The organism is Vibrio sp. R10-SG3-ISO10 (assembly GCF_059834185.1).
Genome location: NZ_JCBDHG010000015.1, coordinates 77180 through 99567, shown reverse-complemented (window position 1 = coordinate 99567; position 22388 = coordinate 77180). Strand labels below are relative to the sequence as shown.

Here is a 22388-nt window from a genome sequence, read left to right as displayed (position 1 = left end):
TGAGTCAATAATGACAGTGAGTTAACAGATCACTGACCTTATTGATTAAATGAACATTGCTTGAATTGCGTAGAAGAACACAACAGCAAGTAGCGCACCTGCAGGTAGAGTTACAATCCATGAAGCGACAATGTTACGTACCACGCCTAGGTTTAGTGCTGCAATACCGCGGGCAAAACCCACACCAAGAACCGCACCAACTAGAGTTTGCGTGGTCGAGATAGGAAGACCAGTACCAGAAGCTAGAACCACAGTACACGCCGTGGCTAGCTGAGCTGCGAAACCGCGGCTTGGAGTTAGCTCAGTAATACCAGTACCTACGGTTGCCATTACTTTATGACCTAGAGTCGCAAGACCTACAACAATACCAAAACCACCTAGTGGTAGAATCCACCATGCGATCGTGCTTTTACCTGTGATTTCACCCATGTGTTCAACAGTTGACACCACCGCTGACAGTGGACCAATCGCATTTGCTACGTCGTTCGAACCGTGTGCAAAAGCCATTGCACACGCAGTGATAACCATAAGAACGCTGAAGATACCTTCTACACCAGCAAAGCCGTGATCATCTTCGCGGCTAGCGAATTTCTTCTGAATGTAGAAGTAACCACCTGCCATAACGAGCGCGGAAACACCTGCAGCCCACATCCAAGCTTCACCATCTGAAAGGTGAAGACCTACGTGCTTAAGACCTTTCTTGATGGTTACCAGAGCGATAACCATAGTGGTAATAAACATGTACACAGGCACAAAGCGCTTGGCATTAAATAGCGGTTTTTCGGTATCGAATATCAAACGCTGTGCGCTGACAAAGATTACGTAAGCAAAGAAGCCTGAGATAACCGGGGTAATAATCCAGCTACCGACGATACCTTGTACTGACCCCCAGTCGACAGCTTCCGTACCAACAGATACACACGCAAAACCGATGATCGCACCGATGATTGAGTGAGTCGTTGATACAGGCCACCCCATATATGAGGCAAGTAGTAGCCATGTACCAGCTGCAAGAAGAGCTGACATCATGCCGTAGACGAGGACGTCAGGCTGATGAGCAAATAGGGACGTTTCAATTACGCCTTTACGGATAGTGTCGGTTACTTCACCGCCTGCAAGATATGCACCCGCAAATTCAAAGATCATCGCGATAATGATCGCTTGTTTCACGGTTAATGCTTTTGAACCTACTGATGTACCCATCGCATTGGCAACGTCATTCGCACCAATACCAATCGCCATCAGAAAACCGAAAGCTGCTGCAATAATAATCAGGACAGTGCCGTAGTTCGCAAGGATATCCATCGTAATACCTAGTTGTTGATAACAAGCGGAGCAAAAATTCAGCACGACAAAACCCCTTCAGCGCGTCAGTATTTATCGCCTAATCGGGGTGTGAACTAGTTAGATGCTCTTCGTTATTTGGTTAACTTATGTTTATGAGCGAGACAGCATGACTTCCAGACGCGCACCAACACGTTGCGCCTGATCAGCAATACCACCTACCCACTCTAGAATTTTGTAAAGGAACATCACGTCAATCGGATTCAGATCCGCTTCAATCGCCATTAGGTCTTGGCGAAGTTGAATCTGCATCGCGTCGGTGTCGTCCTCAATCACATCCAGTTGGTGGATCATTTCAGCCACAAGTGTTACTTCACGGCCTTTAAATCCAGTTTCCAATAACTCATCAAGCTCATTGATAACTTTCTGCGCTTGCTCTGCTGCGTCTAAACAACGTTTTACATACGCAATGAAGTTTTCTTGAAGAGGTGCAGGGATAGTCAATTGACGGCCATAAACTCGGCCAGCAATGTCTTTTGCAAGGTTTGCGAGCTTGTCTTGCTGCGTAAGTAGTTCAAGCATATCGCTACGATCTACTGGCATAAACAAACCGCGAGGAAGTTTAAGACGAATTTCGCGCTTTAGTACGTCTGCTTCTTTCTCTAGGTGAGAAATCTGTGCACGAATTTCAGATGCTTTTTCCCAGTCTCCCGTTGAACTTACTTCAAAAAAGTTGACTAGGTGCGAGCAACATTCGTTTACACACACAACGTGGCGCTGCAAAGGTTTAATAGGGGACTTTGCAAATAACCCCATAATTGTATTTACTGGCATGGTCATTCAACCCAATTAATATAACCTAAAAACTAACATACACCATTTCATGGCGAAATGTTGAACGATGGCTATAAAGGCGCGCATGTTAACCCATTAAATCACTCATTAAAACTGTTTTAGATCATCATTAGCGCGATATTTCTTTCTTGCCGAGTAAGAAAATTGGCAATATCCTGTCTCTATCTGCTTTGAAAGGTATAGCTATGGAAACCGAGATAGAACTGAAGTTTTTTGTTTCTCCCGAATTTTCAGAGACTTTGCGTCAGAAAATATCAGAAACTAAGGTACTTCAGCACAGTTGTCGAGAGTTAGGGAACACCTATTTCGATACGCCTGACCAATGGTTGCGTCAACACGATATTGGCCTTCGTATTCGTCGTTTTGATGATGTCTATGTGCAAACGGTTAAAACCGCTGGACGCGTTGTTGCGGGTTTGCACCAAAGACCGGAATTCAACGCTGAACATGACAGCAACGACCCAGATCTTACCCTTCATCCACAAGATATTTGGCCAGCAGGCAAAGACATTGCGACGTTACAAGCTGAGTTAGAGCCACTGTTTGCTACTAACTTCACCCGCGAGCAATGGTTGATTGGTATGCCAGACGGCAGCCAAGTTGAAGTGGCCTTTGACCAAGGTAAAGTGGAAGCAAATGGCAAAGAAGATCCTATTTGTGAAGTGGAGCTTGAGTTGAAGTCGGGTCAAACCGATGCCTTGTTTACTTTGGCGAGAAGTTTCTCAGAGCAAGGTGGGATGCGCCTAGGTAACTTGAGTAAAGCGGCTAAGGGCTACCGTTTAGCGATGGATTATCAAGGTGACGAAGTTAAGTCTCTGCCTTTGGTTAAGACTGACAAAAGCGATACGGTTGAATCTTGTTTTATCAACTCTCTAGAGCATGCGCTATCTCATTGGCATTACCACGAGCAGATTTTTTCAGAGCGTAACTCCATTGAAGCGGTTCATGAAATCAAAAACTCGATCAGTTTTATTCGTCAAATCCTCACCGTTTATGGTGGCGTGGTACCTCGTCGAGCTAGCGCAATCTTACGTCAAGAATTGAAATGGTTAGAGCAAGATCTCGAATGGCTGCATGACTACGACTATTTAGATGATCTGTTAGATGACAAAGGCCATGCGCTGCGTAAATTGGACGCACGCAAATTCCTTGTTGGTGAGCTTAAGCTGTTACAGCAGCAGCTACCAACTCGCGAGCAGATTCTAGAGCTACTCAACTCTGCTCGCTACACTGGTCTTTTACTCGATTTGAGTCGCTGGATTCTTACTCGTGGTTGGCAGCCTTTCTTAGATGAAAAGTCACGTGAGAAGATGTCACTTAATATTGAGCATTTCTCCGTTCAGCAATTGGATCGTACTTGGGCTGAGTTGATGGAAGCGTTTCCGCCAGAAAGAAGTTTGACTAGCGCTGATTACATCGAGCAGCAATACCGCTTGATGCGTAACCTCTATACAGGGGTGAGCTTTGCGAGCCTGTTTGATTTTGATGAGCGGAATAGCTTCCGCTTGCCGTGGAGCGATTTGCTGCATGGTACTGACGATCTGCTTAAGCTAAAAACCTTAGAGCAACTGGTTGAGAAGCTGGAAGGTGAAGAGCGCGAACAATTAGAGCGTTGGTTAGCAAGACAAGAAAGTTCTATTTTACATGCGATGGAGCAGACGCGAGTCATCTGTATTGAAGCCGAGCCATACTGGCAAGATTAATTAATAACGGGAGCCTCAGGGTTCCCGTTTTTGTTTCTCTTGATGTCGTTCTAACCGATCTATCCGCTCAAGTATTTGGTTTTGTTTTTCGACTAACTCAAGCAGTAAGCGCTCTTTGTTTTCTGAACGAGTGGTTTGTACTTTCGAGGGGGAGGTTATCATTGAAGTCACTAAGCCTGAAATCATACCAAACAAGCCCACACCACAGATGATCAACCCCGCCGCTAAAATTCGTCCCGCATTGGTGACTGGGTAGTGATCCCCATAGCCGACCGTTGAAATCGTCACTAGCGCCCACCACATCGCATCACCACCATCATGAATATTGGCATCAGGTGAGTGGCCTTCAATAAACAACATCATGCTTGATCCTGCTGTCAGTAAGATCACCATAAGCAACAAGATCGAAGCCAATGTGGTTTCATGTTTGTTTTTCAGTAACTGTTTGATCACGCTACGACTTGAACGTATTACTAAGATCACTCGCAAAATTGAAAATAATCTTGCATAGCGCAAAGGCTCGATCATCGGAATACTGGCCACGAAATCTATCCAGTGGCGTTTCATAAATTGCACTCGATCTGTAGAGCGGATCAAATCTACACCGAGTTGTAGTAGGAATATGCTACAGATAATAAAGTCGAGGCCGATAAGAACTTGTCGAGTTTCAAGGTGCAGCGGAAAAAACAGTAAGCCAGAGATCACAAATAACGCCATAAAAGACAGGATTAGTGATAGCAAGCTCATCGGTTTTGTATCGTCTTTGATATTATCTCTATTCATACGAGGCTCGAAATAAATAAATTGCAGTGAAACCAGAGGATTGGGTCTCAGTTACGCTCACTCTAGTACAAAGCGCTGCAAAGATAAAATTGACGAAATGGAGAATGGACAATGACCAAGATGGCATTTAAGCCATGGGAACGAGTGATCACGGATATTCGCCTTGTTCCCAAGATGGTAATGCTGATGGTGTTCAGTACGATACTGATCATTGGCAAGCAGTTGTGGGATGCAAGCACATTTTATGATGCACTGCTTGCAGCGACACAAAATGCGCAAGTCGCACAGCAGCACTATGAAGCCTATTTAGTCCAAGTTGTGTGGCAAACCGTCATCATGATTGTGGTCTTCGTTGTTCTCCTGTTGTTTGCTGCACGTGTGATGCTGCGCCAGACTCAGTACCTAAGTGACTCGATTAAAACCATGGCCGAGAAAGATTTATCAGTGCCAATCGAAATGGAGTGTAAAGACGAGTACGGTGATGTTGCACGTGAGCTAGAAAAAACCCGAGTGCAGTTGCAAGAGATGATTAAGTTGCAGGTTGATTCTTCACAGGAGTTAGCTGGGTTGACGGAAGTGATGACGCTAAGCATGTCTGAAACCAAAGAGTCGGCACAGGAGGAGTTTAATGAGATCGATCAGCTTGCAACGGCGATGAGTGAAATGAGTTCGACAGTGCAAACTGTAGCGGATCACGCGCAGAATGCCTCTTCATTGACGGAAAACGCGTCAGGACAAGCGGCAACAGGTCAGCGTTTCGTTCAAGATACGGTGGTTAAGATTAGTGAGCTGTCACAAGACATTTCGGCTTCTGCCCAAGCGGTGAACCAAGTAGAAGAGAGCGTTGATTCTATTGGTAGTGTGGTCGGTACCATTCAAGGTATTTCCGAGCAGACTAACTTACTAGCACTAAATGCGGCGATTGAAGCTGCTCGTGCAGGTGAGGCCGGTCGTGGCTTTGCTGTGGTTGCCGATGAAGTGCGTAACCTTGCGCAGCGCACCCAACAAGCGACCGTTGAAATTCAAGAGATGATCACCCAGTTGCAATCAAGTGCCAACTCGGCGGTTGAATTGATGGAGAAGAGCGTTGTTGAAGCAGCAGAAGGGGTAGAGCTTGTTACTAATGCAGGTAGCGAGCTGGATGGTATTGTTGGTCAAGTCCACCAGATTAACGATATGAATTTCCAAATCGCAACTGCAGCCGGTCAACAAAGCAGCGTGGCAGAAGAGATGAATCAGAACCTAACTAACGTTCGTGAACTGGTTGAGGCCTCGGTTACTGTGGTTTCCGAGCTGCTTGAGACATCTGAAATAATGCAGCAAAACGCTGAAGAGTTAGACAAGAAGATCACTTCATTTAGAGTCTAGCTTCTCAACTTATTCCTTATAAACGCTCACTCGCTACTAGTGGGCGTTTTTTATTGGTATAAATAAGGGGTTACCCTTCTCTCGATTGGTATTTCTCTACAAGGAAGAATCATGCAACTGCCCGAAAGTCTTACTGCAATTTCTCACTCTGCTCTGGAATCACTTTCTACCTCTCAAGCGTTAAATAGCTGGTCAACTGAACAAAAACAACAACTTGGTTATGTGGCTGGCTTGAGTAAGTTTATTAGCCAGACTTTAAGTAGCGATGAAGAACTGCTTCAAGCTCTTCCAGCTATGTTGGCTGAGGAGTCACGTTGCGAACAGTACCGACAACGTTTATCACAGTTACTTGAATCGTGTAGTGATGAAATGCAAGGCCATCGCGTGTTAAGGCAGTTTCGCAACCGAGAGATGACTTATATTGCTTGGCGAGATTTTACTGCGTCGTGGCCACTAGAGCAGAGCTTAGAGCATTTGTCACAGCTTGCAGAAGCGATGATTTTCGAAACCTACCAATGGCAGTACAAAGCGTGTTGTGAGTTGTGGGGTACACCGACCAATGCACAAGGCGAAGCGCAACCTATGCTGATTATTGGAATGGGTAAGCTGGGTGGTGGTGAACTTAACTTCTCATCGGATATCGATCTGATCTTTACCTATCCAGAAAACGGTGAAACACAAGGTGCTCGTCGCAGTATTGCTAATGCTCAATTTTTTACTCGTTTAGGGCAACGGATCATTAAAGCACTTGATCAACAAACCTTTGATGGTTTCTGTTACCGAGTCGATATGCGTCTGCGTCCGTTTGGAGATAGCGGGCCACTGGTGATGAGTTACGCTGCATTAGAGGATTATTACCAAGAGCAAGGGCGTGATTGGGAACGTTACGCGATGATCAAAGCGCGTGTGATGGGACGAGAGATGTACCCCGAGTATCAAGAGTTGCGTCAAATGCTGCGTCCGTTCGTCTTCCGCCGCTATATCGATTTTAGTGCGATTCAATCATTGCGCCGCATGAAATCGATGATCAGTAGCGAAGTGCGTCGTCGCGGGCTAAGTAACAATATCAAGCTTGGCGCGGGTGGCATACGTGAAATTGAATTTATCGCTCAGGTGTTTCAGCTTATCCGCGGTGGCCGAGAACCAAGCTTACGCCAGCGTGGTTTGTTGCAAACACTTGATGCAATTGAAGAGCTAGAGCAGCTTAGTGCCAAAGAAACAGATCATTTACGCAATGCTTATAAGTTCTTACGTCGATTAGAAAACTTACTGCAGGCAATGGATGATAAGCAAACGCAGACCTTGCCAGAATCGGACACTGAACAGCTTCAGTTAGCGGTGGCGATGGGCTATCGCCAGTGGGCAGGTCTTATTGCTGATGTGCAACAGCATATGGCCAATGTTCATGCCGTGTTTGCCACTTTGATCGGTGAAGAAGAGGAAGAGCAGCAAGATATTGCTAAGCACTTTACCGAGCTATGGGACATGGCGGCCAAACAAGATGTGATTGAGCATATCTTAGAGCATGATATTCAAGCCGATGATCCGCAGCAAATGGCGCAAACCATTATCCAATTTAAGCAAGATTTGGCTAAGAAAACTCTCGGTCCACGTGGCCGTGAAGTGCTTAACAAGCTGATGCCGAAGATCTTCTCGGCTATCTATAGCCATCAAGATGCCAAGTTTGGCCTGCCGCGCGTGTTGCATTTACTGCATAAGATTGTCACTCGAACAACGTATTTGGAGCTACTCGATGAGCACCAGGCAGCTCTAGTCCAGCTTGTTCGTTTGTGTACCGCAAGCCCGATGATTTCAGAGCAACTGGGTCGTTATCCTATCTTGCTTGATGAGCTTATCGACCCGCAGCAGCTATACAACCCAATACCACTCGAAAGTTATCGCACTGAACTGCGCGACTTCCTTGCTCGTATCCCAGAAGATGATATGGAGCAGCAGATGGAGGAGCTGCGCCAGTTTAAGCAGATCTGTATCTTAAGAATTGCTGCCGCAGATATTGCGGGTGTTTTACCTGTAATGAAAGTAAGTGATCACTTAACTTATCTCGCAGAAGCGATCGTTGAGTCGGTAGTGAGCCAAGCTTGGCTCCAGATGACTGAGAAATATGGTGAGCCGACTCATATCAAAGAGCGCGAGGGTAAAGGCTTTGCAGTAGTGGGCTACGGTAAAGTGGGGGGCTGGGAGCTTGGCTATAACTCGGACTTAGATATCGTCTTTATACATGACTGCCCGGTACATGTTTATACCGATGGTAAAAAAGAGATTGATGGTCGCCAGTTCTACTTACGCTTAGCGCAACGCATAATTCATATCTTCTCTACGCGAACCGCGTCAGGGATATTGTATGAAGTCGACACGCGTTTACGTCCGTCAGGTGCTTCTGGCTTGTTGGTAAGCCCTACTGATGCATTTGATGAGTATCAGCGTGATGAGGCTTGGACTTGGGAGCATCAGGCGCTTGTTCGGGCGCGGATGATTTATGGTGATGCCCCGCTGCAGCATGCTTTTGCGCAAACCCGCCACGATATTCTCTGTTTGGAGCGTGATGAAGCTAAACTGGTTAAAGATGTCTCTGAAATGCGAGTCAAAATGCGTGATCACTTGGGAGGTAAGAAAGCAGGGCGCTTTATGCTTAAACAAGATCCGGGCGGTATCACTGACGTTGAATTTTTAGCTCAATATCTTGTCTTACGCTACAGCCATCAAAAGCCTAAGCTTACTCGTTGGAGTGACAATGTGCGTATATTTGAAAGCATGATGGCACAAGGCATTATGGATGAAGGAGCCGCCATTGCGCTCACTCATGCCTACACGACAATGCGAGATCAGATCCACCATCGCAACTTATTAAACCTTGATGCCGATGTGGCAGATGAAAAATTAGTCAAAGAGCGTGAGCTTGTGACTAGGCTATGGCACGAGTGGTTAGAATAACGTCGAGCCTTTATGTTAAACTCTTGCCCGAATTAGAATTTGGAGAACCACAATGAAGCCAATCCTACCGAACTACAGTGATTCTGGCGTGCTTATTATCGGCGACGTGATGTTAGATCGCTATTGGTATGGGCCGACGGGGCGTATTTCACCAGAAGCACCAGTACCTGTAGTAAAAGTAGAAAACAATGAAGAGCGTCCTGGTGGTGCTGCTAACGTTGCGATGAATATCGCCTCTCTTGGTGGTCATGCTCATATTGTTGGTTTAACAGGGATTGATGAACCCGCCAAAGTGCTTAACGAGACGCTTTCTGCTCTAAAAGTGAAGTGTGACTTTGTTGGACTGCCAAACTACCCAACAATTACTAAGCTGCGTGTATTAAGCCGCGGTCAGCAACTGATTCGTTTGGACTTTGAAGACAAATTTGAAAACGTTGATGCTGAGCTGATTCTAGATCGCATGGAACAAGCGTTACCAAAAGTGAAGTCAGTGGTGTTGTCTGATTACGCTAAAGGTGCACTAGAGCATGTTCAGCAGTTCATCCAAAAAGCACGCGCCGCTAAAGTACCGGTATTCATCGACCCTAAAGGTGCGGACTTTGAACGTTACCGTGGTGCGACGTTACTGACCCCAAACATGGCAGAATTTGAGCATGTGGTTGGTAAAGTAAAAACGGATGAAGAGCTAGTCGAGAAAGGCTTGGCATTGATCGAAGAATTTGACTTCGAAGCGCTACTGGTGACTCGAAGTGAACATGGCATGACACTTCTACGCCGTGGGCAAGAACCTTTCCACCTTCCTACTCAAGCGAAAGAAGTCTATGACGTCACGGGGGCGGGTGATACGGTTATTTCTGTACTGGCAGCCTCTGTCGCAGCAGGCAAGCCTCTCGATGAAGCTTGTGCACTTGCGAATGCAGCCGCGGGTGTCGTTGTTGGTAAACTAGGTACATCAACAGTTTCAACCATTGAGCTTGCTGAAGCGGTACATGGTAGCCAAGATACTGACTTTGGTGTGATTGCAGAGCAGGCGCTGATTGAAGCGGTTAAGAAAGCACAGTCAAAAGGCGAGAAGGTTGTCATGACTAATGGCTGTTTTGATATTCTTCACGCAGGCCATGTTTCTTACCTAAACCACGCTGCTGAGCTAGGCGATCGCTTGATTGTTGCTGTTAATACAGACGAATCAGTGAAACGCCTTAAAGGCCCAGGTCGCCCTGTGAACCCTACTGATCGTCGTATGGCGGTATTAGCAGGTCTTGGTGCGGTTGATTGGGTGGTACCTTTCAGTGAAGATACGCCACAGCGCTTGATCTCTGAAGTTTTACCTGACTTGCTAGTAAAAGGCGGAGACTACAAACCTGAAGAGATTGCTGGTGGTAAAGAAGTGATCGCTAATGGCGGTAAAGTTGAAGTACTTAACTTTGAAGACGGCTGTTCAACGACTGAGATCATTGATGCCATCAAAGGTGGCCGCGGCTAACCTAGGTCAACGACCCTAAAAACGGATGAAAAAATGCTCGCTAAATAGCGAGCATTTTTATATCTAATACATACAAAAATGGAGCCGATTGGCTCCATTTTTTGATAAAGAGTTGATTACTCTTCTAGATCACCACAAAAGCGGTAGCCTTCACCGTGAATCGTTGCAATGATTTCTGGTGTACCAGAAACTGATTCAAAGTGCTTACGAATACGACGAATCGTTACGTCAACAGTACGGTCGTGTGGCTTAAGTTCGCGACCTGTCATTTTCTTCAACAGGTCTGCACGTGTCTGAATCTTGCCAGGGTTTTCACAGAAGTGAAGTAGAGCACGGAACTCAGAACGTGGTAGCTTGTAGCCATCGCCGCTTGGGCTAACCAGTGAGCGACTGTTGATATCAAGTACCCAACCATTGAACTCATATTTCTCTACGCTGCGCTTCTCTTCGCTAACTGCGCTTGAATTCATCGAGCGATTCAGTAGGTTGCGAGCACGGATAGTCAGTTCACGTGGGTTAAACGGTTTAGTGATGTAATCGTCAGCACCAATTTCTAGACCAAGAATCTTATCAACTTCATTGTCACGGCCTGTTAAGAACATCAGTGCAACGTTAGCTTGCTCACGCAGTTCGCGAGCGAGCAGTAGACCATTCTTGCCTGGTAGGTTGATGTCCATAATGACCAAGTTTACTTGGTTATCAGACAGCACCTGGTGCATCTCTTCACCGTCACTGGCCTCAAAAACAGCGTATCCCTCTGCTTCAAAAATACTCTTTAGAGTGTTACGAGTTACTTGCTCATCTTCAACAATAAGAATGTGCGGGGTTTGCATTGGCGGTACCTAAACTTGTGAAAAATTTGTGCTAATAGATTAAATTCTAGGCAAAAACATAACATACAGGTAATGTGATGTTGATAATAAACCAAAGACTGTAAAAATACACTCTCTTTGATCGCCCGCCATCCTTGGTGTTGCCTTTCTACGCTTAAGAGGTCCCTTTTCCTCTGCATTCTATTAGTCTTTGAGGCGGATTCTATAATGTTAACAGCATGCTAACAACGTAGAAATGTTAATTCCAATCACTTTGTTGATTTATATCAAGAGTTAGAATGTAACAAATATTAATAGTATCTATTAAATGTATAAGTTGTGGTTTTATGGCAATTGATTCTGACCTCTGGCAAGCCTACTGCGATCCTTACTTTCGATTTGAGCGACAGATAATGTGCAGCCAGTTTGCTATTATTACAGCTTGGAACCCGAAAAGTGTTTGGCTGTCAAAAAGTGATAATGACAGAAATAATCAACACTTAGCTCAGGAAGTGAGCCATACTTGTTGGTGTAGTGTTCAAGTGGGCAATGAAGATTTTTCTTGGGTAGAAGAGAGTTTTGCGGTTCAAATTAGCCAACATGAGGCGCTAGAGTTAGGGCGAAAATACCAACAAAACGCCATCTATTATGTCGAAGGAGAAAGACTGATTCTTCTCTCCTGCTTAGAAGAACAAAGCAAGGTTGCGCTAGGCAATTGGCGCAGCCGCTGTCGATAGGATTCGATTTTTAATTTTGGAAGTTCATGGAGGAAAAATGAAAGATATAACCCCTGATATTTGTGATAAGCATGAAGATAAAGTTACTTTGCTAGAGTTACCTCTGCACAGCTTTGGTCAGAAGTTTGCCTTTTATGGCGAGATTGTCACGGTGCGCTGCTATCACGATAACTCAAAAGTAAGAGAAATGCTGAGCCAAGATGGGACTGGAAAAGTACTTGTTGTTGATGGGCATGGATCTTGTCAGAAAGCGTTGCTAGGCGATCAACTGGCTATCTTGGCTATTGATAACAACTGGGAAGGTGTGATCGTCAATGGTGCAGTTCGAGATGTCGGCATGATGGCCGAAATGGAGCTGGGTATTAAAGCCTTGGGGACTTGCCCATTTAAGACAGAGAAACGTGGAGCTGGCGAAGTGAATGTCACACTGACAATACACAATCAAATGATTCAACCGGGTGATTATATCTATGCGGATTGGAATGGCGTTTTGATGTCAACTGAACTGCTAGATTGGAGTTAGAATCTAAAGCCCAGTCCTACTTCAACTCCTTTTTGCCACTCTTGATAGTCGAGAGTGGCATGCACATCCAAGTTATCAGTTAACTTCATACGGCTTGATACTTCTGCCGCAATACTGGATTCTCTTCCTTCTGATAAGGTCTCATCACTGTAGGAATGTAAGGTACTTTGTACTGAGACTCTTGGTGTCAATTGATAGCTCACACCACTTAAAAAACCAGTCTCGTTAATCTTATCGCTGTTGTTAAGTCGCGCCCCGACATAAAGGTCGACTTTGTCGAACAGGTTGTAAGAGTAGCCACCATCAATTTTCCAAGAATCAAAATCATACTGATCGTTTTCAGTTGATAAAAAGATCTTATGTGGCGAAGTGGACTGCTGAGAAGGTAAGGGAGGCAGTTCTGTTGCAAACAACGGGCAGGCGCATAGTAGCGCTGATAGGCTTAGTATTATTTTCATATGCCACTCCTTTGCTATTGTCTGCTTTCCACTGCAAAACTAATTAAAGCATAAAACGAACGAACTAGTAGCAAGTTTTATATAGCAATTAGTTATTATGATATGTGCTAATGGTTTCATTGGTTGTTGAAATTAATGATTAACATGATGAGAGGTTGTGAATGCGAGTGAGCCTGAGTGTGAACAAAAAATAGTAACTTTTCGTTGACGAGAGCGGGAAAAATAAGGTAAACGTATAGGTAAGCAAACACACATCGTATAGATAATTAAGAATATGCAGCACCAAAGCCTAGTAATGACCACAACCATTATTATTACCGACATCGCTATTGTTGGGGCAGGCTGCTAAGCGAAAGAAATTTTAAAAAAAGGCCTGTATCCCACCAGATACAGGCCTTTTTTTATGCCAATTTATGACCTATTTGGAGGAAGGGATGCGAGTTTTAAAGTTTGGAGGTTCATCATTAGCAGATGCTGATCGTTTTTTAAGAGCGGCAGATATCATTGCTAATAATGCCCAGCAAGAAGAAGTGGCGGTTGTGCTTTCAGCACCGGGTAAAACCACCAACAAGTTAGTTTCTGTGATTGAAGGTGCGTTGAAAAATGGTGAGGCTGAGCTACAAATTGCCGAGCTAGAAGATTCTTTCCGCGACCTTTTCCAAGATATCAAACAAGTGCTGCCAAATATTGATGGTAGTGGTTACGACAACCAAGTTAAAACTTCTCTCACCCAGCTACGCCAATTCGTTCATGGCATCAACCTTTTAGGTATGTGCCCAGACAACGTTAATGCTCGCATTATCAGCAAAGGTGAGCGCGTTTCAATCCAGCTAATGAAAGCTGTTTTAGAAGCGAAAGGTCAAGCGGCAAGTCTGATAGACCCTGTTCAGTACTTATTTGCTCGTGGCGAACACTTAGAAGCTATGGTTGATGTTGAAGTTTCAACTCAGAACTTCCGCCAAAACCCTCTTCCTCAAGGACACGTCAACATCATGCCTGGGTTTACTGCGGGCAATGAAGATGGAGAGTTGGTCACGCTAGGTCGAAATGGCTCAGATTACTCAGCGGCAGTATTGGCTGCGTGTCTGCGCGCCGATTGCTGCGAGATTTGGACCGACGTAGATGGTGTCTACAACTGTGACCCTCGCCTAGTCGATGATGCGCGTCTACTTAAATCGCTCAGTTACCAAGAAGCAATGGAACTCTCTTACTTTGGTGCTTCCGTTCTGCACCCTAAAACCATTGCTCCTATCGCTCAGTTCCACATTCCTTGTTTGATTAAAAACAGCTTTAACCCACAAGGAGCGGGTACTTTAATCGGTCAAGATACAGGTGAAGATAATCTAGCAATTAAAGGCATCACGACGCTTAGCGACTTAACAATGGTTAACGTGTCTGGCCCGGGTATGAAAGGCATGGTTGGCATGGCGAGCCGAGTGTTCGGTGCAATGTCTTCGGCAGGTGTCTCTATCGTGCTGATTACTCAGTCTTCTTCTGAATACAGCATCAGTTTCTGTATTGAAGCGCAAGACAAAGAAATTGCTGAGCAAGCACTGAGTGAGACTTTCGAGCTTGAGCTTAAAGACGGTTTACTAGAACCTGTCGAATTTATCAGTGACGTGGCTATCGTAACGCTAGTGGGTGACGGTATGCGCACATCTCGCGGTGTGGCTTCACAATTCTTCTCTTCGTTAGCTGAAGTGAACGTCAACATTGTCGCTATCGCACAAGGTTCTTCGGAGCGCGCTATTTCAGCGGTGATTCCGGAAGATAAGATCTCTGAAGCGATCAAAGCGTGTCATGAGAATCTATTTAACTCGAAACACTTCCTCGATGTGTTTGTGGTTGGTGTCGGTGGTGTCGGTGGTGAGCTGGTGGATCAGATTCAGCGCCAGCAAGCTAAATTGGCAGAAAAAGGTATTGTCCTTCGAGTATGTGGCCTAGCAAACAGCAAAGGGCTATTGCTAGATAGTGAAGGCCTTCCACTCGATCATTGGCGCGATCGTATGAAAGATGCTTCTGAAGAGTTTACTTTGGCTCGTCTGATCTCTCTTGTTCAGCGTAACCACATTATCAACCCTGTGCTGGTGGATTGTACTTCGAGTGAATCTATCGCCAATCAATATGCCGATTTCTTGGCTGCTGGCTTCCACGTTGTCACACCAAACAAGAAAGCTAATACGTCAAGCATGGCTTACTACCATCAGCTTCGCGATGTTGCTCGTAGTTCACGCCGTAAACTAATGTACGAAACAACGGTCGGTGCGGGTCTGCCAGTTATCGAAAACCTACAGAACCTTATTTCTGCGGGTGATGAACTTGAACGTTTTAGCGGCATTTTATCTGGTTCACTCTCTTATATCTTCGGTAAGCTTGATGAAGGTATGACGCTTAGCCAAGCCACCAACATTGCCAAAGACAATGGCTTTACAGAGCCTGACCCACGTGATGACCTTTCAGGTATGGATGTCGCGCGTAAGCTACTTATTCTTGCGCGTGAAGCGGGGATGAACCTTGAACTTGAAGATGTGATCGTCGATCAAGCACTGCCACCTGGTTTTGATGATTCAGGCAGCGTAGAAGAGTTTATGGCTCGCCTTCCAGAAGCGGACGCTTACTTTAAACAGCAATCCGCTCAAGCCGCTGAAGAGGGCAAAGTACTGCGTTATGTGGGTGAAATTGCAGATGGCCAATGCCGCGTAAGCATCGCCGCTGTAGATGAAAACGATCCAATGTTTAAGATTAAAGATGGTGAGAACGCACTGGCATTCTACAGCCGCTACTACCAACCAATTCCGCTTGTATTACGCGGTTATGGTGCGGGTACTGAAGTAACAGCGGCCGGCGTTTTCTCAGATGTGATGCGTACATTAGGTTGGAAGCTAGGAGTTTAGGATATGAGCCGTGGTATGGATGTAGCAGTTTACGCTCCAGCATCAATTGGTAATGTTAGTGTCGGTTTCGATGTGTTGGGGGCGGCCGTGTCCCCTATTGATGGCACTCTGCTAGGTGATCGAGTTTTAGTTAAATCAGGTAGCGAGCCATTTAGTTTGAAAACAGCAGGTAACTTTGTTTCTAAGCTGCCTGCTGATCCAAAAGAAAATATTGTTTATGACTGCTGGCGAGTATTTGCCAGAGAGCTAGACAAAAAAGGTGAAGCGCTGCTGGCGTTGGAAATGACGTTAGAAAAGAACATGCCAATCGGCTCTGGATTAGGCTCTAGTGCATGTTCGATTGTTGCCGCGCTTGATGCGCTAAACCGTTTTCATGGTGAGCCGTTAAATGAGACTGAACTGCTCGCACTCATGGGTGAAATGGAAGGCCAAATTTCTGGTGGCATCCACTATGATAACGTTGCGCCATGCTACTTAGGTGGCGTGCAGCTTATGCTAGAAGAGCTTGGGATTATTAGCCAGGAAGTGCCATGCTTTGACGATTGGTATTGGGTAATGGCTTATCCAGGGATCAAGGTTTCAACCGCTGAAGCGCGTGAGATCTTACCTTCTCAATATCGCCGTCAAGATATCATTGCTCACGGTCGTCATCTTGCCGGCTTTATCCATGCGTGTCATTCAAATCAACCTGAATTGGCAGCGAAGATGATCAAAGACGTGATCGCTGAACCGTATCGTGAGAAACTGCTACCAGGCTTTGCTGATGCACGTAAATATGCAGCTACAGCCGGTGCTTTAGCTACTGGTATTTCTGGTAGTGGCCCAACACTATTTAGTATTTGTAAAGATAAAGATGTCGCTGAGCGAGTTGCTCGCTGGCTTGAACAGAACTACGTACAAAATGAAGAAGGATTCGTCCATGTTTGTCGCCTCAACAAGCAAGGTTCGAACGTAACAGGAAGTGAGCTATGAAGCTGTACAACATAAAAGAAAATGATGAACAAGTATCCTTTGGCCAAGCCGTTCGCCAAGGGTTAGGTCGTAACCAAGGCCTTTTTTTTCCACAAGAGTTGCCTAAGTTCGATGATATCGATGCCCTGTTAGCAGAAGATTTTGTTTCACGTAGTACAAAGATTCTTTCTGCGTTAATTGGTGATGAACTTGCGGAAGAGAAAGTGAACTCGCTAGTGGATGCTGCTTTCCAATTCCCAGCTCCAATTAACAAAGTTAAAGAGGGCGTATACGCGCTAGAGTTATTCCATGGTCCGACATTAGCGTTTAAAGACTTTGGTGGTCGTTTTATGGCGCAGTCACTCGCGGCTGTTTCTGATGGCGGTAAAATCACCATCCTAACCGCAACTTCGGGTGATACGGGTGCAGCAGTTGCTCATGCCTTCTATGGAATGGAAGACATCAATGTCGTTATCCTATATCCAAAAGGTAAGATCAGTCCGCTACAAGAAAAGCTGTTCTGTACGCTTGGTAAGAACATTCACACAGTAGCCATTGATGGCGACTTTGACGCTTGTCAGGCTTTGGTTAAGCAAGCATTTGATGATGCGGCACTGCGTGAAGAGATTGGCCTTAACTCAGCGAACTCCATCAACATCTCACGTCTAATGGCGCAAATCTGTTACTACTTTGAAGCGGCTTCACAGCTAAGCAAAGAGCAGCGTGAGAATCTTGTTGTTTCTGTACCAAGTGGCAACTTCGGTAACTTGACTGCAGGTCTATTGGCTAAAGCACTAGGTTTGCCAATCAAACGTTTCATTGCAGCGACTAACGCTAATGATACTGTGCCGCGCTACCTAGAAACAGGTAAGTGGGATCCTAAGCCAACAGTGGCGACAACTTCGAATGCTATGGATGTTAGTCAACCAAACAACTGGCCACGTATCGAAGAGCTATGCCGCGTAAAAGAGTGGGGCTTAGAGACGCTTGGTAAAGGTGCGGTCACTGATGCGCAGAGTGCTGAATCTGTCAAAGAACTGCATGAACAAGGCTACCTGTGTGAGCCGCACGGTGCGATCGCTTACCGCGTTTTAGATGAGCAACTTCAAGAAGGCGAGACGGGTCTGTTCCTGTGTACCGCTCACCCAGCTAAATTCAAAGAAGTGGTCGATGATATTCTCGGTTCAGATATCGAATTACCAGGACCACTCGCTAAGCACGCAGCAATGGAACTTCTATCTGAAGACCTAGCGAACGACTTTGACTTGCTAAAGCAAGTACTGCGTCGAGTGCAGAAATAATCTTAAACAATGGAAGATTAGAAAGGTCGCTTAGGCGACCTTTCTTTTTTTGAACGCTTTGCATTGAGATCGGGCTGCGCCCGCGAGAATCGGGAACGGACTTCGTCCTTTGAGAGTTTTTCGTTCCCACATCCCGAGCATAGCGAAGCGATCCTAAATAAAAAGGATTGACACTTAGTGCCAACCATTTCGAAATTTTCTCGCTTCTCGCTTCTCGCTTCTCGCTTCTCGCTTCTCGCTTCTCGCTTCTCGCTTCTCGCTTCTCGCTTCTCGCTTCTCGCTTCTCGCTTCTCGCTTCTCGCTATCGATTCAAAGCAAACGTCGGCAGTGACAAGTGCCAGCGAATGGCGCCAAGTCTAATGAGCAGAGTCGAGGCTACACCTGCGAGAAATGCGCTGTCGCTACTGTGACCCATGGCTAAGGCGGTAGTGTGGAATGCGCCACCAATGATACAAGCAGTTGCGTACACTTCACTCCTAAGAACCATAGGTACTTCTCGGGCGAGTACATCACGGATAATACCGCCACCGCAGCCTGTTATTACACCCATAATGATCGCTACAAGGGCAGAGTCTTGATAAGCCATGGTCTTTTCAACACCAATGCCGACAAATACCGCGAGACCAATTGCGTCACAGACAGGCAAAATCCACCATGCGAGACGCTTAGGTCTTCTGACGATGAGCATGGTAAGTAAGCAAGTAATTAGGATAGTCCACAAATAATTGGTATCGGTGATCCAAAATACCGGTGTCGCGCCTAAAGCCATATCACGTATGGTGCCTCCGCCAATCGCGGTGACACTACCTAGTACGGCTACACCAAAAGGGTCCATTTTTAATCGACCCGCTAATAGAACACCTGAAATTGCAAAAATAGCCGTACCGAACAAGTCGACGACATAAAGCAGCATGGAATCCATGACACTAAAATCTCTTACTTAAAAAAGGGAACCGAAAACGAACATGGATTGTACGAGATCTCATCGTTTAACCGTTAGCGATTTCGCCTAACTGTTTCGAAATGCTCACAAACTTGCTCGATAGCCTTGAGCGTTCTTGGCGTTGGGCGATTTATCCAGTCTGAATTTAATGACCAAATATAGTTGTTCTTGACTGCAGAAAGTTGCTCACTCCACTGCGCCCAAATATTGCCATTGGCGATAGCATGCTGAGAGGTAAACATCACTTCTGGATTTTGCAAGATGACTTGTTCTTTACCCACTTGCGGATAAGGCGCTGCGCTGTGCTCAAAGATATTTTCACCACCACAGAATGAAAAGACTTCGCTTGGCCACTTTCCTTGCGCCAAAGTGATAATAGGTTGTTCACTCAGTTGATAGAAGTAACGAACTTTGGATTCCGTATTGTAGCGGCTTTTTAGTTCTACTAATTGATTTCTAAAGCCTTGCGCGTTGTTTTTACCGATATTCGGATCTTCAGCGTATTCGCTTAGCTGTTCAATGTTAGCGGCAATATCTTCAAGTGAATGGGTTTGAGAGTAGTAAATATTGAGGCCAAATTGCTTAAGCTTGTCGAGTTCCCCGTTAGGATTACCTGAAGGCCACGCGATAATCAGATCTGGCTGAAGGGCGATAATACGTTCGATCTTTATCCCTTGATAGTTAGCGACTTTTTCTATTTTTTGCGCTTGTTCTGGGTAATCACTTCGTTCACTGACGGCGACGAGTTTGTCACCAAGCCCTGCGGCAAACGCAAGTTCAGTAGCATGTGGAGCTAAGCTGATAACGCGCTCGGCAGGAGCCGAAACAGCAAAGTGAGAAACAAAAGCCGTCAGGAGCAATATAGTGAAGCGCATTTAAATTCCTTGATAGATTAAGCCCGTAATAAGACTTTGGATGACAATCCAAGCGAACATTCGCCACGCAAGAGTTTTTTGTACCTGAGCAATATGAATGGCTGATGGTGCTATGCGACCACCAAGTTTAGCGCGTACCGCTTTGTGACCATCATAAATCGCCGGGCCACCGAGTGAGAGTTCAAGCTTAGCGCCTACGGAAACCAACAACCACGCGGGTCCGGGAAGAGGCCATGATTTGGCTTGTTGTCGAAGTAGTTGAGCGGTTGCTTGTGCTCTATGACCTAGGGTGATCATGATGGCAAACAGCCTCAGTGGGATAAAGTCTAACACTGCCACCGCACGAATAGCGGGAATACCAAATGGTGAAAAGCGTTGTCTGCTTGGTGACCATGCCCGAGCCAACTCTACACTCATGCGATACATGAAAGCTCCGATACCTCCGCCAATGGCATACCAGAAAAGCACGCCGACGACATTTCGGCCGTAAGACATGATCAGAGTTTCTGCCCCCGCTTTACCTAGCCCTAATATTGATAAAGGCGCGGTCGAGCGATTGATGATCGGTTTGATGAGCATTTTGGCATGCTCTTTATCTTCGCGTGCCATTGCTGCGACAAATTGGGCGGTAAATTTGTCAGTATTACGCCAATCAATCGCGAGCAGCAAAAAGGCCAATTCGAACAACTCTGGTTGCCAAACTAGCGGTTTTAGCGCAATCAAGACAGCGAGCATTGGAAATAGCATTAACAACCAAGCTAGAGTGCCAGAGATGATGCTTTGTGAATAATTGGAATTAACGTTGACTTTGTCCGCTAACTGCTCAGCAAACTTATGCCACAAGATGGCGGGATGCGCCTCACGTGGGAAGGGTAGGATTAGATGAAATAACAACGCGCCCCATAATACGAGGAGCGCGCCATTAGAATAAAATTGATTGAAAATATCTTCCATGATATCGCTTCAGCTTACTTCATCAGGTCAACCATTTTTATCACCATCTCAGATGAACTCTTAGCGGCTAGCGGTAGGAACTCATCAAAGCTCATGCCTGCTTCTTTGTCGGCTACGTCAGAGATTGCACGCACAACAACAAATGGGACTTTGAACTGATGACAGGTTTGAGCGATAGCCGAAGCTTCCATTTCAACAGCGATAACTGAAGGGAAGTGTGTGCGAATAAATGTTTGACGCTCTGCGGTGCACACGAACGTATCGCCAGTACAAATAAGCCCGCGAACCGCGTGTTTATCGCCCATTTGTGCCAGTGCTTTTTCAGCTACATCCATCAGTTTTTCATCAGCCAAGAAAGCCGCTGGTTGCTGTGCCATTTGCCCCATTTCGTAGCCAAATGCTGTGACGTCTGCATCGTGGTGACGAACTTCGGTTGAAATAACTACATCACCAAGGTTTAGGCTAGAGTCAAAGCCACCTGCAGAACCTGTGTTAATCACAACATCAGGCTGGTACTCGTCAAGTAGGATAGTCGTCCCAATTGCAGCAGCAACTTTACCTATGCCTGATTGAAGCAGTACTACCTCTACACCATTAAGCTGACCTGCGTAGAAAGTACAACCTGCTTTAGAGACTTCTTGGCAGTTTTCAATAGCTTGCTTAAGAATAGAGACTTCTTGCTCCATTGCACCGATGATGCCGATTTTCATAAGGAATCCTGTTAATTCAAATAGGTAGATTTGGATAGGCTAAGTGTAACAGAAAAGGGCAACAACGGAACGGACTTCGTCCTTCGGGAACGCTTCGCTTGAGAATCGAGATCGGACTTCGCCCTTCGAGAGGTGCGTACTTGGAGGTAGGTAGATGAGCCTTTGGTTTAGAAAGTGTTGATAGGAAACTCTCTCGATTCTCGCCTCTCTATTCTAGACTCTCGCTTCCTTTCAAATACCTATTGCTTAACCTGTGTTCATCCCCTATAATTCGCGCTCCTCGTGTCGGCTGAATCAGAGATCGGCTGGCACAAATATTAACCTACTCTTATTTAGGAGAGAATTATGTCTCTGAATGCAGAAACTAAAGCAGCAATCGTTGCAGAATACGCTCAAACTGAAGGCGATACTGGTTCACCAGAAGTTCAAGTAGCTCTACTTACAGCTTCTATCAACCACCTACAAGGTCACTTCAAAGCGCACAAAGGCGATCACCACAGCCGTCGTGGTCTTCTACGTATGGTTTCTCGCCGTCGTAAGCTTCTTGACTACCTGAAAGGCAAAAACCTTTCTCGTTACCAAGATCTAATCAAGCGTCTAGGCCTACGTCGCTAATCAGCGGCTGCATAGAACAGTTTGTCGAAAAAGGGGCTTTTAGCCCCTTTTTTGTTACCTAAATTTAGCCAAACCGAATTTATCCCGCTATACTACGGCGGCTGATATTTATTGGCATTTTCTATTTGCTCATTGCATTACAATTACATCGTATGCAGTTATAGAATTTAGTTTCTAGCTTCTCGTT

Annotated in this window: 19 protein-coding genes and 1 other annotated feature; of the genes, 10 read left to right on the top strand and 9 right to left on the bottom strand. The window is 45.6% G+C overall.

The window, feature by feature from the left end; translation table 11 throughout:
- Positions 1 to 45: 45 nt before the first annotated feature.
- A complete protein-coding gene (locus AC6R16_RS07300; protein WP_500642206.1) occupies positions 46 to 1305 on the bottom strand; it encodes an inorganic phosphate transporter in 1260 nt (419 codons plus the stop codon).
- 132 nt (positions 1306 to 1437) lie between these two features.
- The gene (locus AC6R16_RS07295; protein ID WP_004744740.1) at positions 1438 to 2118 is read right to left on the bottom strand and encodes a TIGR00153 family protein; all 681 of its coding nucleotides are present in this window, start codon (positions 2116 to 2118) and stop codon (positions 1438 to 1440) included.
- A gap of 206 nt (positions 2119 to 2324) precedes the next feature.
- Here AC6R16_RS07295 and AC6R16_RS07290 point away from each other — a divergent pair, with 206 nt between their 5' ends.
- A complete protein-coding gene (locus tag AC6R16_RS07290; RefSeq protein WP_500674002.1) occupies positions 2325 to 3842 on the top strand; it encodes a CYTH and CHAD domain-containing protein in 1518 nt (505 codons plus the stop codon).
- A 15-nt stretch (positions 3843 to 3857) separates the two neighbouring features.
- Here the strand turns inward: AC6R16_RS07290 and AC6R16_RS07285 are convergent, their stop codons facing one another.
- The gene (locus AC6R16_RS07285) at positions 3858 to 4625 is read right to left on the bottom strand and encodes a potassium channel family protein (protein WP_500674001.1); all 768 of its coding nucleotides are present in this window, start codon (positions 4623 to 4625) and stop codon (positions 3858 to 3860) included.
- A 111-nt stretch (positions 4626 to 4736) separates the two neighbouring features.
- Between AC6R16_RS07285 and AC6R16_RS07280 the strand changes: the two genes are divergently transcribed.
- The 3 genes from AC6R16_RS07280 to hldE all read left to right on the top strand — a co-directional run bounded on the left by AC6R16_RS07280 (position 4737) and on the right by hldE (position 10428).
- Positions 4737 to 5993, top strand: coding sequence for a methyl-accepting chemotaxis protein (locus AC6R16_RS07280; RefSeq protein WP_500674000.1), 1257 nt, complete (start codon positions 4737 to 4739; stop codon positions 5991 to 5993).
- Positions 5994 to 6104: 111 nt separating this feature from the next.
- Positions 6105 to 8945, top strand: coding sequence for a bifunctional [glutamate--ammonia ligase]-adenylyl-L-tyrosine phosphorylase/[glutamate--ammonia-ligase] adenylyltransferase (gene glnE, locus AC6R16_RS07275; RefSeq protein ID WP_500673999.1), 2841 nt, complete (start codon positions 6105 to 6107; stop codon positions 8943 to 8945).
- Between the two features lie 52 nt (positions 8946 to 8997).
- Positions 8998 to 10428, top strand: coding sequence for a bifunctional D-glycero-beta-D-manno-heptose-7-phosphate kinase/D-glycero-beta-D-manno-heptose 1-phosphate adenylyltransferase HldE (gene hldE, locus AC6R16_RS07270; protein ID WP_500673998.1), 1431 nt, complete (start codon positions 8998 to 9000; stop codon positions 10426 to 10428).
- Between the two features lie 116 nt (positions 10429 to 10544).
- On the opposite strand, the gene arcA is transcribed toward hldE, so the two are convergent.
- Complete coding sequence (gene arcA / locus AC6R16_RS07265) at positions 10545 to 11261, bottom strand: two-component system response regulator ArcA (RefSeq protein ID WP_038202903.1); 717 nt, start codon at positions 11259 to 11261, stop codon at positions 10545 to 10547.
- Positions 11262 to 11587: 326 nt separating this feature from the next.
- Between arcA and AC6R16_RS07260 the strand changes: the two genes are divergently transcribed.
- Both AC6R16_RS07260 and AC6R16_RS07255 read left to right on the top strand, forming a co-directional pair.
- A complete protein-coding gene (locus tag AC6R16_RS07260) occupies positions 11588 to 11977 on the top strand; it encodes a DUF3293 domain-containing protein (protein WP_500673997.1) in 390 nt (129 codons plus the stop codon).
- 37 nt (positions 11978 to 12014) lie between these two features.
- Positions 12015 to 12500, top strand: coding sequence for a putative 4-hydroxy-4-methyl-2-oxoglutarate aldolase (locus AC6R16_RS07255; RefSeq protein ID WP_004744732.1), 486 nt, complete (start codon positions 12015 to 12017; stop codon positions 12498 to 12500).
- On the opposite strand, the gene AC6R16_RS07250 is transcribed toward AC6R16_RS07255, so the two are convergent.
- On the bottom strand, positions 12497 to 12958 hold the full coding sequence (locus AC6R16_RS07250; RefSeq protein ID WP_500641483.1) for a hypothetical protein: 462 nt from the start codon (positions 12956 to 12958) through the stop codon (positions 12497 to 12499). The two genes, AC6R16_RS07255 and AC6R16_RS07250, sit on opposite strands and share 4 nt — an antisense overlap.
- 284 nt (positions 12959 to 13242) lie before the next feature.
- Positions 13243 to 13362: a sequence feature (Thr leader region), on the top strand.
- 30 nt (positions 13363 to 13392) lie between these two features.
- Between AC6R16_RS07250 and thrA the strand changes: the two genes are divergently transcribed.
- Genes thrA through thrC form a run of 3 tightly spaced genes read left to right on the top strand, consistent with a single transcriptional unit; the run spans position 13393 to position 18104 of the window.
- Positions 13393 to 15852 carry a bifunctional aspartate kinase/homoserine dehydrogenase I gene (thrA, locus tag AC6R16_RS07245; RefSeq protein WP_500673996.1) on the top strand — a complete coding sequence of 820 codons (2460 nt, stop codon included), beginning with the start codon at positions 13393 to 13395 and terminating at the stop codon, positions 15850 to 15852.
- Between the two features lie 15 nt (positions 15853 to 15867).
- The gene (gene thrB, locus AC6R16_RS07240; protein WP_004743205.1) at positions 15868 to 16824 is read left to right on the top strand and encodes a homoserine kinase; all 957 of its coding nucleotides are present in this window, start codon (positions 15868 to 15870) and stop codon (positions 16822 to 16824) included.
- Positions 16821 to 18104, top strand: coding sequence for a threonine synthase (thrC, locus tag AC6R16_RS07235; RefSeq protein ID WP_486787313.1), 1284 nt, complete (start codon positions 16821 to 16823; stop codon positions 18102 to 18104). The genes thrB and thrC overlap by 4 nt, the downstream gene beginning before the upstream one ends.
- 301 nt (positions 18105 to 18405) lie before the next feature.
- Here thrC and AC6R16_RS07230 read toward each other — a convergent pair whose 3' ends face one another.
- The 4 genes from AC6R16_RS07230 to mtnN all read right to left on the bottom strand — a co-directional run bounded on the left by AC6R16_RS07230 (position 18406) and on the right by mtnN (position 21586).
- Complete coding sequence (locus AC6R16_RS07230) at positions 18406 to 19026, bottom strand: TRIC cation channel family protein (RefSeq protein ID WP_239850900.1); 621 nt, start codon at positions 19024 to 19026, stop codon at positions 18406 to 18408.
- A 74-nt stretch (positions 19027 to 19100) separates the two neighbouring features.
- On the bottom strand, positions 19101 to 19922 hold the full coding sequence (gene btuF / locus AC6R16_RS07225; protein ID WP_500673995.1) for a vitamin B12 ABC transporter substrate-binding protein BtuF: 822 nt from the start codon (positions 19920 to 19922) through the stop codon (positions 19101 to 19103).
- Positions 19923 to 20876 (bottom strand): cobalamin biosynthesis family protein, encoded by a 954-nt coding sequence (locus tag AC6R16_RS07220; RefSeq protein WP_500673994.1) that lies wholly within the window; start codon positions 20874 to 20876, stop codon positions 19923 to 19925. It lies immediately after the preceding gene.
- A 14-nt stretch (positions 20877 to 20890) separates the two neighbouring features.
- Positions 20891 to 21586: a 5'-methylthioadenosine/S-adenosylhomocysteine nucleosidase gene (gene mtnN / locus AC6R16_RS07215; protein WP_500673993.1), complete on the bottom strand. Its 696-nt coding sequence runs from the start codon at positions 21584 to 21586 to the stop codon at positions 20891 to 20893.
- 345 nt (positions 21587 to 21931) lie between these two features.
- Here mtnN and rpsO point away from each other — a divergent pair, with 345 nt between their 5' ends.
- Positions 21932 to 22201, top strand: a complete 270-nt coding sequence (rpsO, locus tag AC6R16_RS07210; RefSeq protein ID WP_005472830.1) for a 30S ribosomal protein S15 — start codon at positions 21932 to 21934, stop codon at positions 22199 to 22201.
- Positions 22202 to 22388: the final 187 nt, after the last annotated feature.